The sequence below is a fragment of the Mycobacterium sp. TKK-01-0059 genome (assembly GCF_000709305.1).
Taxonomy (GTDB): domain Bacteria; phylum Actinomycetota; class Actinomycetes; order Mycobacteriales; family Mycobacteriaceae; genus Mycobacterium; species Mycobacterium intracellulare.
Genome location: NZ_KL446993.1, coordinates 3,813,798 through 3,826,229, shown reverse-complemented (window position 1 = coordinate 3,826,229; position 12,432 = coordinate 3,813,798). Strand labels below are relative to the sequence as shown.

At 67.6% G+C, this 12,432-nt stretch carries 14 protein-coding genes; 8 read left to right on the top strand and 6 right to left on the bottom strand.

Annotated features, from left to right (window positions below; translation table 11 throughout):
• Positions 1-126: 126 nt before the first annotated feature.
• Genes K883_RS18070 through K883_RS18060 form a run of 3 tightly spaced genes read left to right on the top strand, consistent with a single transcriptional unit; the run spans position 127 to position 2,455 of the window.
• Positions 127-495, top strand: coding sequence for a DoxX family protein (locus K883_RS18070; protein WP_008255734.1), 369 nt, complete (start codon positions 127-129; stop codon positions 493-495).
• Between the two features lie 23 nt (positions 496-518).
• Positions 519-914 (top strand): hypothetical protein, encoded by a 396-nt coding sequence (locus tag K883_RS18065; RefSeq protein WP_014711404.1) that lies wholly within the window; start codon positions 519-521, stop codon positions 912-914.
• A complete protein-coding gene (locus K883_RS18060) occupies positions 911-2,455 on the top strand; it encodes a multicopper oxidase family protein (protein ID WP_014711403.1) in 1,545 nt (514 codons plus the stop codon). The genes K883_RS18065 and K883_RS18060 overlap by 4 nt, the downstream gene beginning before the upstream one ends.
• Before the next feature lie 31 nt (positions 2,456-2,486).
• Here the strand turns inward: K883_RS18060 and K883_RS18055 are convergent, their stop codons facing one another.
• Positions 2,487-3,215, bottom strand: coding sequence for a 3'(2'),5'-bisphosphate nucleotidase CysQ (locus K883_RS18055; RefSeq protein WP_014711402.1), 729 nt, complete (start codon positions 3,213-3,215; stop codon positions 2,487-2,489).
• 170 nt (positions 3,216-3,385) lie between these two features.
• On the opposite strand from K883_RS18055, the gene K883_RS18050 reads away from it, so the two are divergent.
• Entirely contained in the window at positions 3,386-3,949 is a 564-nt protein-coding gene (locus tag K883_RS18050; protein ID WP_014382325.1) for a hypothetical protein, read from the top strand.
• Between the two features lie 51 nt (positions 3,950-4,000).
• Here the strand turns inward: K883_RS18050 and K883_RS18045 are convergent, their stop codons facing one another.
• Positions 4,001-5,176, bottom strand: a complete 1,176-nt coding sequence (locus K883_RS18045; RefSeq protein WP_009952300.1) for a thiolase family protein — start codon at positions 5,174-5,176, stop codon at positions 4,001-4,003.
• A 151-nt stretch (positions 5,177-5,327) separates the two neighbouring features.
• Here K883_RS18045 and K883_RS18040 point away from each other — a divergent pair, with 151 nt between their 5' ends.
• Together K883_RS18040 and K883_RS18035 are read left to right on the top strand one after the other, a co-directional pair.
• The gene (locus tag K883_RS18040) at positions 5,328-6,458 is read left to right on the top strand and encodes an NDMA-dependent alcohol dehydrogenase (RefSeq protein WP_014711400.1); all 1,131 of its coding nucleotides are present in this window, start codon (positions 5,328-5,330) and stop codon (positions 6,456-6,458) included.
• Positions 6,459-6,487: 29 nt separating this feature from the next.
• A complete protein-coding gene (locus K883_RS18035; RefSeq protein WP_014711399.1) occupies positions 6,488-6,880 on the top strand; it encodes a DoxX family protein in 393 nt (130 codons plus the stop codon).
• Between the two features lie 252 nt (positions 6,881-7,132).
• On the opposite strand, the gene K883_RS18030 is transcribed toward K883_RS18035, so the two are convergent.
• On the bottom strand, positions 7,133-7,492 hold the full coding sequence (locus tag K883_RS18030; protein WP_014711398.1) for a bleomycin resistance protein: 360 nt from the start codon (positions 7,490-7,492) through the stop codon (positions 7,133-7,135).
• A gap of 119 nt (positions 7,493-7,611) precedes the next feature.
• Between K883_RS18030 and K883_RS18025 the strand changes: the two genes are divergently transcribed.
• A complete protein-coding gene (locus K883_RS18025; RefSeq protein ID WP_036455121.1) occupies positions 7,612-8,355 on the top strand; it encodes a sensor domain-containing protein in 744 nt (247 codons plus the stop codon).
• Between the two features lie 31 nt (positions 8,356-8,386).
• Here K883_RS18025 and K883_RS18020 read toward each other — a convergent pair whose 3' ends face one another.
• The 3 genes from K883_RS18020 to htpG all read right to left on the bottom strand — a co-directional run bounded on the left by K883_RS18020 (position 8,387) and on the right by htpG (position 11,679).
• On the bottom strand, positions 8,387-9,403 hold the full coding sequence (locus tag K883_RS18020) for a TIGR03617 family F420-dependent LLM class oxidoreductase (protein ID WP_036455120.1): 1,017 nt from the start codon (positions 9,401-9,403) through the stop codon (positions 8,387-8,389).
• Between the two features lie 42 nt (positions 9,404-9,445).
• Positions 9,446-9,661: a hypothetical protein gene (locus K883_RS18015; protein WP_036455119.1), complete on the bottom strand. Its 216-nt coding sequence runs from the start codon at positions 9,659-9,661 to the stop codon at positions 9,446-9,448.
• An 83-nt stretch (positions 9,662-9,744) separates the two neighbouring features.
• Positions 9,745-11,679: a molecular chaperone HtpG gene (gene htpG / locus K883_RS18010; protein WP_036455118.1), complete on the bottom strand. Its 1,935-nt coding sequence runs from the start codon at positions 11,677-11,679 to the stop codon at positions 9,745-9,747.
• Between the two features lie 115 nt (positions 11,680-11,794).
• On the opposite strand from htpG, the gene K883_RS18005 reads away from it, so the two are divergent.
• Entirely contained in the window at positions 11,795-12,415 is a 621-nt protein-coding gene (locus K883_RS18005) for a TIGR03085 family metal-binding protein (RefSeq protein WP_036455117.1), read from the top strand.
• Positions 12,416-12,432 lie beyond the last annotated feature (17 nt).

Below are 12,432 nucleotides of genomic sequence, written 5' to 3'. Positions count from 1 at the left end.
GGCGCATCGTGGTCATCTCGACGACCCAGTCCACCCCGACCCTGTGGCAGATGGTACGTCGAGAGGCACTGTCGGCCAAAGACTCTGACTCGATACCGACGAGATGAATCCCCCGAGGAGGGCACGGTGCACACCGCATATTTGATCGTGACATTCACTGCGATCGCCTTCGATGGATTCTCGGGTATCGCGGCGCTGGTTCACTTCGCGCCGATTCTGCCGGGGATGGCGAGCGCGGGCGTGCCGGTGTCGTGGTTGAGGTTTCCTATCGGCACCCTGAAGACATTGGGAACCCTGGGACTCATCGTGGGCCTGTGGATACCGGCAATAGGCATTGCCGCCGCTGCGGGGTTGGTCATATTTTTCGTGTGCGCCGTGTACACCCACGTGCTGGCCCACGACATCACGGGCCAGATGATGTTCGGCGGATTCCTGCTGGCGCTCAACTGCGCCGCCCTCGGCGTGGCGATTGCAGCACACCCGGCGGTCCTGTGAACACCGGTGGACGACGCCCGGCCATGCGGGGACCGCTGCTGTTGGCGCGTGCCAGCACCGCATCGATGGTGGTGCTCGCGCTCGCGCAGGCCACTTTGGCGGGCAATTTTCTCGGCGGCCAGTACGACGCGCTGATGCTGCACTCGCTCGGGGCGAAAGCGATCACCCTCACCTCTGTGGTGCAAGTCGCTATCCTCGCCTGGATCTGGCGTCTCGGCGGCCCGCGCGGCGCGTTCTTGGGCGGCATAGCGCAGACGTTGTTGCTCGTCGCCGAGTTCGCCGCAGGCGAACTGCGACTGACTGCCGTACACGTTCCGCTGGGCGTCTTGCTCGTCGTCGGGATTGTCCAAGTGGCGACGGTGATTTGGCGTACCCCGTTGCCGGCTCGGCGCGCCGTCGACGGCGAGGTGGCATCGTGAAGCGGCGCACCCTGCTGCGCGCCGGCTTGCTCACGGCGGGCGTCGGTGTCGCAGGAGCGGGATGGCCCGCGGCGCAGCTGGCGCTGGGTCCCGCCGAGCCGGGCAAGCTGCTGCGCAGCCAGGTACCGCTGCCGCCGCTCTACCAGACGCGGTTGCCGATCCCAATTCAGCTGGCCCCCGTCGCCAGCGACGCCACGAGCGACTATTACGAGATCACCCAGCGCGCCGCCGACCTGCCGATACTGCCCGGCCTGACTACGCCCGCCTGGACCTATGGCGGAACCTTTCCCGGTCCCACAATCGTCTCCCGGTCGGGACGGCGCACCGTGATCCGCCACCGCAACGCGTTGCCCGTTCCCGTTGCTGTGCACCTTCATGGCGGCCATACCCCGCCCGACAGTGACGGTTATCCGCTCGACCTGATCGAACCACAGGGCCCGAAGGTCACTCCCGGTGACGGCGGCATGGCGGCGGGAATGTCACGCAATTCCGTTGTCGGGCAACGCGAATACGTCTACCCCATGCAGCAACGCGCGGCGACGTTGTGGTATCACGACCACCGAATGGGCTACACCGGCCAAGCCGTCTGGCGTGGGCTCGCGGGATTTCACCTCGTTCACGACGATGAGGAGCTGGCCCTCCCACTGCCAAAGGGTGATCGCGACATCGCGCTGATGATCACCGATCGATCGTTTGCCGCGGACGGCTCGTTCCAGTACCCGCTCGCCGACAGCGGTGAGGCCGCCGCCTCCTATATGAACGGTGTGCTCGGCGACGTCGTACTGGTCAACGGCGCGCCATGGCCCGTGCTCGACACCGATCCCGCACGGTATCGATTCCGAGTACTCAACGCCTCCAACGCCCGCCGCTACCGATTGCGGCTCGACCCGCCGCCACCCGAAGGACCGCCGTTCGCCCAGATCGGAAGTGACGGTGGGCTTCTGGCCAGTCCGATCACGCACGACGCGATCGACATCGCGCCGGCCGAACGCTTCGACGTCGTCGTCGACTTCTCCCGCTACCGTCGCGGCACCCGGGTACGGCTCGTCAACACCCTTGGCGCACAGTCCACTACGGAAGTCATGCGCTTCGACGTCCTCGGCACCGACCGCTCGGACGAATCAAGCATTCCCGAACGGCTCAGCGAAAGCGTTGCGCCCCTGGATCGGAGGCGTGCCACGACCACCCGCACCTTTCTGTTCGGACAAGGCCGGGCCGGTGTGTGGACGATCAACAACAAGCCCTACAAGCCCGGCACTCCGGTTGCGACGCCGCGCATCGGCGATGTCGAAGTCTGGCGCTTCATCACCGACATCCGGCATCCAATCCACGTCCATCTCAACCCGTTTCAAGTCCTGTCGCGCAACAACAAGCCGCCCGGGCGCTTCGATCACGGTTGGAAAGACACCGTCGACGTGGCCCCGGCCGAAGCCGTGGAAGTGATCGTGCGGTTCACCGACTATCGCGGAACCTATCTGGTCCACTGCCACAACCTCGAGCACGAGGACATGGCCATGATGGCGGACTTCGTCACGGTCTAGCGGTCCCCTGGACGTAGGCCGGCGCGGCCGGTCAGCCGGTAACCGCGAGTACGGCTTCCGCGAGCTCGGGACGGCACACGACGAGGTCCGGCAGCTTCGGGTCCGGCTGGTTGTAGGCCAGGGCGGACCCGTCGATGCGGGAGGTGTGCAGCCCCGCGGCGCGCGCCACCGCCACCGGGGCGGCGGAGTCCCATTCGTACTGCCCGCCGGCGTGCACGTACACATCGGACAAGCCCTGGACGATCGACGCCACCTTGGCGCCGGCCGAACCCATTTCGACCAGAACGCCGTCCAGGGCGTCCCGGACGTTCAGCGCGATGGCGGGCGGGCGGGTGCGCGAGACCACGATCCGCGGCTTGCCCGGCGCCGCCGGAGGCGACGCGATGTCGGGGGTGGCGAACGTGATGCCCTGCGCCGGCAGCGCCACCGCCCCGGCAACCAGCTCGCCGGCCTCCCACAACGCGACGTGCACCGCCCAGTCGTCGCGCCCGAGCTCGGAGAACTCCCGCGTCCCGTCCAGCGGATCGACGATCCAGACGCGCTCCGCGCGCAACCGCACCGGGTTGTCGGCGCCCTCCTCGGACAGCACCGCGTCCCCGGGGCGCTCCGCGGCGAGCGCCGCCATCAGAAAGTCGTGGGATCGCTTGTCCCCCGCCGCTTTCCGTTCGCTCGCTTCCGCGTCGGCGAACTCTTGCCGGACCCCGAGCAGCAGCTGGCCCGCGTCGGTGGCCAACCGCGCGGCCAGGTCATGGTCATTCATCGGCGTCTCCACGGAATCCTCGATAAGTTGGCAGCGATGACCAACTTTACCCTGAGATGCCGTCGCAGGGTGCCACCCCCGACCAGAAAGTGGTCCGTAATCTGGTGGATGTGAGCGGCAACGCCAACGTCCCTACATCGAGGCGGTTGCGGCACATCTCGCGGGGGCGTTTGATCGCGATCGGCATTGCGGCGGTCGTGCTGGTCGGGGTTTTGGCCGTCGTGGGGGTGCGGGTAACCGAAGGCAACCACAGCGCGACGGGTCCCACCACCAGCCCACCGCCGTCGGCACCGGAGAGCTTCGCCATCCCCGGCTGCTACAACCCGTCCGTCCCTCCGGTCGCGCGTCCCAAGAAGCTCAACGTTCTGGGGTGCGCCAGCGTGGCGGTTGCGCTGCAGGACATGTCGTGGAACTCCTGGGGACCGCAGGGCGCCGACGGGACCGGCACGGCCGTGTTCAAGCTCTGCGACCCGAATTGCGCGACGGGATCTCAGCTGACCGAGCCGGTGGTGGTGCACGCGTGGAATCCACAGCCGCCCCGGCGCGAAGCCATCTGCCAGGCCGGCCTGGAGATTTTCGCCGACATGATCCTGGCCTTCCCCAAAGACGTCCCGCCGCCGTCCGTGCAGCAGATGAACACGCAGTACGACGGAAAACCGGCCGTGCACTTTGCCAACTACGCCAGCGGCGACACGCGGGGCACCCAGTTCATCGGCTACACGTTCTGTAACTAACGACGCTAGACCTGATGGCGGCGACCCGCTGTGCCGCCCTCGCGATCGCCGCTAGACCTCGATGACGACAGCGCCGCCCTGGCCGCCGCCGGCGCACATCGCCGCGACGCCGATGCCGCCGCCGCGGCGGGCCAGCTCGTAGGCCAGCGTGGTCACCATGCGCGCGCCGGAGGCCGCGATCGGGTGGCCCAGGCTGCAGCCGCTACCGGAGAAGTTCACCTTCTCCTCGTCGAGGCCGTATTCCCGGCACGCCGCGATCGGCACGGACGCGAACGCCTCGTTGATCTCCCACAGCGCCACGTCGCCGGGCGACAACCCGGCGCGCTGCAACACCTTTCCGATGACCTTGACCGCACCCAGGCCGCAGTCCCGTGGCGGCACGCCCGCGGCGGCCCACGCCCTGACCGTGCCCATCACGTTGAGCTTCTCCGCGTCGGCGTACTCGCGGTCGACCAGCGCGACCGCGGCCGCGGCGTCGTTGGTGCCGCTGCTGTTTCCCGCCGTGATCGAGAAGCCCTCGATCTCGGGGTGCAATACCTTGAGGCCGGCCAGCTTTTCGACGGTGGTGTCACGGCGGGGGTGCTCGTCGACGGCGAACTCGATGACCGAACCGTCCGCCTGCGAAATCTTCAGGGGCAGGATCTCATCGACGAACTTGCCCGCGTCCTGGGCCGCGACGGCGCGCTGATGCGAGCGGGCCGCCCACGCGTCCATCTCCTCGCGCGTGATGCCGACGGTCTGGGCGGTGTTCCAGCCGACCGTGATCGACATGTCCTTGGCCGGCGCGTCGGGCGTCTCGACGTGCGTCGGCGGCATCCACCGCTCCTCGAACTTCAGCTCGGGTCCGGGGATGCGCCAGTTGGTCAGCGGCGTCATCGACAGCGACTGCACGCCGCCGGCGATCAGCACCCGCTCCATGCCGGAACCGATCTGCGCCGCCGCGTTGCCGATCGCGGTGAGGCTGCCCGCGCAATGCCGGTTGACCGATTGACCGGGGACATGCTCGAGGCCGGTCGCGGTGGCCGCATACCGAGCGAGATCGCCGCCCCCGTAGTGGGATTCGGCGAAAATGATGTCGTCGATGGCGGCCGGGTCCACACCGGACCGGCGCACCACCTCGGGAAGCACCGCGGTGATCAGCGTCTCGGGTGGCGTGTTGACGAGCGTCCCCTTGAAGGAACGGCCGATCGCCGTTCGGACGGCTCCAACGATGACGGGTGTACCCATGTTTTCAACCTCGAGCGGTCTGGCGGCGTTCAGTCGCGGCGAATCGTTTCAAATACTGTATAGGCAATAGTATTGGTCTAAGTTCGGTGGGGGCCGGTCTGTGACCGCGCTAACAATTAAGCGGTTAGTACACGTTCAGGAGGCCTCCGCGTTGAAAACCAAAGGCGCCCTGATCTGGGATCTCAACGAACCCTGGGTGATCGACGAGATCGAGATCGGCGATCCCCGCCCCGGCGAGGTGACGGTCCGGTTGGAGACGGCCGGGTTGTGCCACTCCGACCACCACCTGCTGACCGGTGACTTCCCCATCCCCTGCTTCCCGGTGCTCGGCGGGCACGAGGGCGCCGGGATCATCACCGAGGTCGGCGACGGCGTCGAGCACCTGGCCGTCGGCGACCACGTGGTCATGTCGTTCATCCCGTCCTGCGGCAAGTGCACGCCGTGCCAGACCGGGCTGCGCAACCTGTGCGACCTGGGCATGGGGTTGCTGTCGGGTCAATCGGTGTCCGACGGATCCTTTCGGGTCACCGCGCGGGGCCGCGACGTCATCCCGATGTCACTGCTGGGGACGTTCGCGCCGTACGCGGTGGTGCACCAGACCTCGGTGGTCAAAATCGATCCCGCGATCCCGTTCGACGTGGCCTGCCTGGTGGGCTGCGGGGTGACCACCGGCTACGGCTCGGCGGTACGCAGCGCGGCGGTCGCACCGGGTGAGGACGTCGCCGTCATCGGCATCGGCGGCGTCGGCGTCGCCGCGCTGCAGGGCGCCCGCATCGCCGGGGCCCGACGGATATTCGCCGTCGATCCCTACGAATGGAAGCGCGAGCAGGCGCTCAAGTTCGGCGCCACAGCGGCTTTCGCGGACGTGGGCAGCGCCGCGGCCGGCATTGCCGAGGCGACGCGAGGCATGATGTGCCGCAAGGTAATCGTCACCGTGGGCCACGTGGAGGGCAAAGACGTCGAGTCGTGGATGGGGCTGACGGCCAAGGGCGGGGTATGTTGCCTCACCGGCATGGCCAGCGTGATGGCCAACGATGTCACCCTCAACCTCGCCGGGCTCTCGCTGCTGCAGAAAAGCTTGCAGGGCAGCATTTTTGGTGGCGGCAATCCCCAGTACGACATCCCGGCGATCCTCGAGTTGTACACGCTGGGGCAGCTCAACCTCGACGACATGGTCACGCGCGAGTACACCCTCGAGCAGATCAACGACGGCTATCGCGACATGCTCGAGGGGCGCAACATTCGCGGCATCATCCGCTACACCGACGCGGACCGCGCGTAGGCCCTGGCCGCAATGGGCACAATGTCTGCATGACAACGAGACCCCTCGCCGGCCGTGACGCCACCCAGCAACTGGCCTTCCGTGTCGCGGCGATGCTGCTCGGGATCGGCACCCTGCACTTCGTGGCGCCCAAACCGTTCGACTCGATCATCCCCGTCGAACTGCCCGGCAGCCCGCGGCTGTACACCTACGGGTCGGGAGTGGCCGAGCTGGCGATCGGGGCGCTGCTGGTGCCGCGACGCACCCGGCGAACCGCCGCGCTGGCCGCCGTCGCGCTGTTCGTCGGGGTCTTCCCGGGCAACGTCAACATGGTCCGGTTGTGGTGGGACAAGCCGTGGGCGATGCGGATCGTTGCCCTGGCCCGGCTGCCGCTGCAGATTCCCATGATCACCACCGCGCTCAGGATCCGGCGCGAGAGCTGACGCGCGCGTCGCGGCATCACCGCTTGTTGACCACGGCCGTCACGTAGGGAGCTCTGGCGCCGCCCGGAGAGGATGACCGCAAATGCCCACCTCCGAGCGACAACCGCGCGGGGTGGTCCGGTGTTGGGCCGGTGTCCCGCCGCTCTCGCTCGGATTGTCGCTCGGAGGTGGGCATTTCGTGTGTCCCCCGGCGGAGGGACGCGTGTTGCGTCTGTGACCGGTGCGCCACGAAGCCGGCGTGGCGGCCCCGGATCAGGTCAGCGGCGAGCCGACCCGGTGCGCGGTGCCGTCGGGATCGACATAGGCGAACTCCCGCAATCCGTAGGGCGTGTCCTGCGGCGCGATCAACCGGCCCTCGAGATTCTCCAGCGCGGACCACTCGGCGTGCAGCGCGTCGGCGTCGCTGACGTAGAAGTACACGCTCGCGGCGGTGCGCAACGGGTCGTGTTCGTCCCACTCGGTGAGGTGCAGCGACACCGACCCGCGGTCGACGAAGCCGTAGCGGTCCGGGCCGTCGTACGCGCGGGCGTCGAACCCGAGCCGCCGGTAGCGGTCCAGGGCGACGTCGAGATTCCGAACGGGGACGATCGGCGCGACGGACGCGAAGTTCACTGCGGACACCCCGCGAAGATAGCCCCTCGCGCCGAACCGGCGCGCCGCGGCCGGCGCTGTCGTATGCTCCACCGCAAACGACCCCTGAGGAGTCGGCTCAAGCAGGAAGGGCACCCACCATGCGCCAGCTAACTGCCGCCGTCGCCGCCGCCGGGATGCTCGTCGCGGGTTGCGGTGACAGCAACGCGGGTGACACCGCCGCGCCGTCGGGCACGACCACGACGGCTTCGCCGAAGACTCCCCTCGAGAAGGCCGCGCTGCCCGACCTGATGCTCAGCCCCGACGACATCGACAGCGCGCTGGGCACCCGGGGGACGACGAGCGACCCGCCGTTCACCAACCTCGGCGAAGACCCGGTGCACCGCACCGACTACACCTTCCCGCCCGAATGCAAGTACACGATCCATGCGGGCCTGGCGTCCGAATACGTCGACAGCGGAAGCACCGGCGTGTACGGCTACCACGACATCGCGCCGACGCCCCCCGGCGCCAGCCAACTGGAAAGCCCTGACGTCTACCAGTTTGTGGTGTTGTTCCCCTCCCCCGAGCAGGCGAGCGCGTTCGTCACCACCTCGGCGCAGCGCTGGCCCGCCTGCGCCAATCGCCAGGACACCGTCCCGGCCGACGGCACTCACCCCGAACTGCGGTGGAAGGTGGGGTCGGTGTCCAACGCCAATGGGGTGCTGAGCACTTCGGTGACGGTGACGGTCAACGGGGACGGCGCGAACGTCACGATGCCCTGTCAGCGGGTCCTGACCGCACGCCGCAACGTCGTCATCGACGTCGACGCGTGCCGCAAGGATGTCGGGGACCTCGGGGTCACCATCGCCAACCAGATCGGCGCGAAGGTCGACAAACAGTAACGGACCCCAATAGCCTTCTGCCGCAACCCTATTAGCGTTCCCGTATCCGGCAGGCCACCTCGCCGTAGCGCTCGAAGCGGTCCTGGTCGGCCACGGAGTTGTACATCACCAAACGCGTGGCCATCCCGGCGTATTTGTCGGTCAGCGCGTCGGCCAGCCCGTCCCAGCTCGACTCGGTCGCGAACACGGCGATGTGGTCGTCGCTGACCTGGGCGGCCATGCCGGCGAAGTCGCCGGCCTTCTGCTTCTCGCGGATCCGGGCGGTCGTGCCCTCGAAACCGGCCTCGTCCCAAATGAATGCGTAGTTGGGCGTGCTTCCGTAGAACGCCATGCTGGCGCGCACGACTTCGCGCTGCTTGTCGCGCTCTTCGTCACTGTCACCGACGATCGTCATGACGGGCACGATGATCGCGAGGTCCGACACCGAACGCCCGGCCTTGGCCGCCCCTTCGGCGACCGTCGGCAGCACGTGACGGGCCAGGTATCCCGGTTCGCCGATCGGGTGGACGTGCACCCCGTCAGCCACCTCGCCGGCCATCCGCAGCATCCACGGATTCACCGCCGCGATATCGACTTTCGGGTCGGGGGCGTTGATGGGCCCGGGGCTCCACTGCGGGGTGATGAAGTCGAGATCGTAGAAGTCGCCGTGGTGCTCAAGCGTCCCGGAGCGAAACGCCGCGAAACACGCCTTCACGGCGAGCAGGTAGTCGCGCAGCCGCGGGCCGGGCCGCTCGAAGGCCGTGCCGTAGCGGCGCACGACGTGGGTGCGCACCTGGGTTCCCAACCCCAGCCGGAACTTTCCCTCGGTCGCTTCCTGCAGTTCCCACGCGGCGGCGGCGGTGACGAACGGGCTGCGCGGGAAGGCCACCGCGACGCCCGTGGACAGTTCGAGATCGGGCGCGGCCTGCGAGGCGACGGCGGCGTTCAGATAGGCGGTGCGGCCCGTCTCGGTGAACAACAGACCGGAGAAGCCGGCGGATTGGGTTCGTCGGGCAAGCTCGCCGATTTGACCGAGCGGCTGGGGAGTCGTCATCGCGTCGACATGCATGGTGGGAGCCTACGTGGACCCCCGCGAGCGTCGATCGTCGATTCAGCGCTTCGTCGGCCGGCGGCTCACTGGTGCGGTAAAGCCTTCGGTGTCATCGAAGAAGGCCCACTGCCCGTCGTCGTTGACCTCCATGCGCCAGCCCAGCTCGGTGTTGCCGCCGACCGAGTGGACGAACCATACGTGGGCGGCCTCCGCGTTGGCGAAATTCTTCGTCGCGACGACCCGCCCGTGCGGGTCGATCACGCGAAACTCAGCCATGGGACCTGATTATCCCCGCCGGAGGCGTTTCAACACCTTTTTGACCTCCAAATGTTGCCGCATCCGCCCGCTCGACGCCCGGCCTACACCGTCCGGGCCAGCCGATCGGCCAGCATCTCGGCGAACCGTGCCGGATCGTCGAGCGCGCCGCCTTCGGCGAGAAGCGCTGTGCCGTAGAGCAATTCGGCGGTCTCGGCGATGGACGGGTCGTCACTGCGGTCCTGGTGCGCCTGGCGCAAGCCGGTGACCAGCGGGTGGTTCGGATTGAGTTCGAGGATCCGCTTGCCCACCGGAATGTCCTGGCCAGAGGCGCGGTAGAGGCGCGCGAGCGCGGGCGTGATCCCGAAGGCGTCGGTGATCAGGCAGGCCGGCGAGTCGGTCAGCCGGGTGGAGAGCCGAACTTCCTTGACGTGATCGGCCAGGGTGTCCTTCAGCCAGGTGAGCAGGTCGGCGAATTCCTTCTGCTGCTCTTCGCGCTCGGCCTCGCTCTCGTCGCCCTCGGCGCTGAGGTCGACCTCGCCCTTGGCGATCGACTGCAGTGGCTTGCCGTCGAATTCGGTCACGGTGCCCACCCAGACCTCGTCGACGGGGTCGGTGAGCAGCAGCACCTCGTAGCCCTTGGCCTTGAACGCCTCGAGATGCGGCGACTTGAGGATCTGCTGACGCGTCTCCCCCGTCGCGTAGAAGATCTGCGTCTGGCCGTCCTTCATGCGCTCCACGTACTGGGCGAGCGTGGTGGCTTCCTCCTCGCTGTGCGTCGAGGCGAACGAGGAGACCTGCAGCAGCGTCTCCTGGTTGTCGAAGTCCGACAGCAGGCCTTCCTTGACGACCCGGCCGAACTGGGTCCAGAAGGTCCGATAGTCGTCGGGGCGCTCGGACTGCAGGTCCTTGATGGTGGACAGGACCTTCTTGGTCAACCGCCGCCGGATGGCGTTGATCTGCCGATCCTGCTGCAGGATCTCGCGCGAGACGTTGAGCGACATGTCCTGCGCGTCAACCACACCCTTGACGAAGCGCAGGTATTCGGGCATGAGCTGGTCGCAGTCGCCCATGATGAACACGCGCTTGACGTAGAGCTGGATGCCGATCTGGGCGTCGCGGTTGAACAGATCGAACGGCGCGTGGGACGGAATGAACAGCAGCGCCTGGTATTCGAAGGTGCCCTCGGCCTTCATCGCGATGACCTCGAGCGGGTCGTCCCACGCGTGCGCGATGTGCTTGTAGAACTCCTTGTACTCCTCCTCGGAGACCTCGTCCTTGGGCCTGGCCCACAGGGCCTTCATCGAGTTGAGGGTCTCGGTCTCGATGGTGACGGTCTCCTCGCCGCCCTCTTCGGCAGCGGGTTCCCGGCGCTCGACCTGCATGCGAATCGGCCAGGCGATGAAGTCGGAGTACTTCTTGACCAGACCCCGAAGCTTGAACTCCGACGTGTAGTCGTGCAGCTCGTCCTCGGCGTCTTCGGGTTTGAGGTGCAAGATGACCGACGTCCCCTGCGGCGCACCGTCGATCGATTCGATCGTGTAGGTGCCCTCGCCGCTGGATTCCCATTTGGTGGCGTCGCTCTCGCCGGCCTTGCGGGTGAGCAGTTCGACCTTGTCGGCCACCATGAAGCTCGAATAGAAGCCGATGCCGAACTGGCCGATGAGCTCCTCGGAGGCGGCCTCGTTCTTGGCGTTCTTGGCCTCGCGGAGTTGCTGGCGCAGCTCGGCGGTGCCCGACTTGGCCAGCGTCCCGATCAGGTCGACCACTTCGGCGCGGGTCATGCCGATGCCGTTGTCGCGGATGGTCAGGGTGCGCGCCTGGTGGTCGACGTCGATCTCGATGTGCAGGTCGGAGGTGTCGACGTCGAGGTCCTTGTTGCGGAACGCTTCGAGCCGCAGCTTGTCCAACGCGTCGGAGGCGTTGGAGATCAGCTCCCGCAGGAACGAGTCCTTGTTGGAGTAGACGGAGTGGACCATCAGATCCAGCAGTTGCCGAGCCTCTGCCTGAAACTCCAACTGCTCGACGCGCGCGTTCATGACTTCTCCTATATCTCCTTTCCAGGGCCGGACGGTCTCAAATTTACCGAGCCGCCGGCCGTCGGTGTGTGGTGGACCCGTCCTCTTCGGGGGTGACCGGCTCTACGCTGAACCCATGTCTGTTGCTCAACGCGAACGCGCCGCCCTGGTGGACACCATGCGCGAGGTCGGTCCGGACGCTCCCACCCTGTGCGAGGGCTGGACGACGCGGGACCTGGCCGCCCACCTGGTGATCCGGGAGTATCGGCCCGACGCCGCCCCGGGCATCCTGATCCCGTTCTTCGCCTCCCACACCGCCAAGGTGCAAAACCAGGTGAGCGAGCGAAACGAGTGGGACGAGCTGGTCGGCAAGGTCGCCGCCGGCCCGCCGGTCTACTCCCCGCTCAAGCTGCTCGACCCGGTCGCCAACGTCGCCGAGATGTTCATCCATCACGAGGACGTGCGCCGCGCGCAGCCGGGCTGGCAGCCGCGCGCGCTGGAGCCCGCGCTGAGCACGATGCTGCGCCGCACCCTGCCGCTGATGGCCCGGATGACGCTCGCCAAGGCGCCCGCCCGGGTGGCGCTGCGCACCCCGGAGGGCAAGACGTTGCTCACCGCCGGTCAGGGTCCGGCGGTCACGGTGACCGGCGCGCCCGCCGAGCTGTTGCTGTTCTCCGTCGGGCGCGCGGCGCAGGTCGAGTTCGACGGCGACGCCGCGGCCGTGCAGGCGGTTCGCGACGCGCCCAAGGGGTTATAGCATCGCGCCGCGGGCGT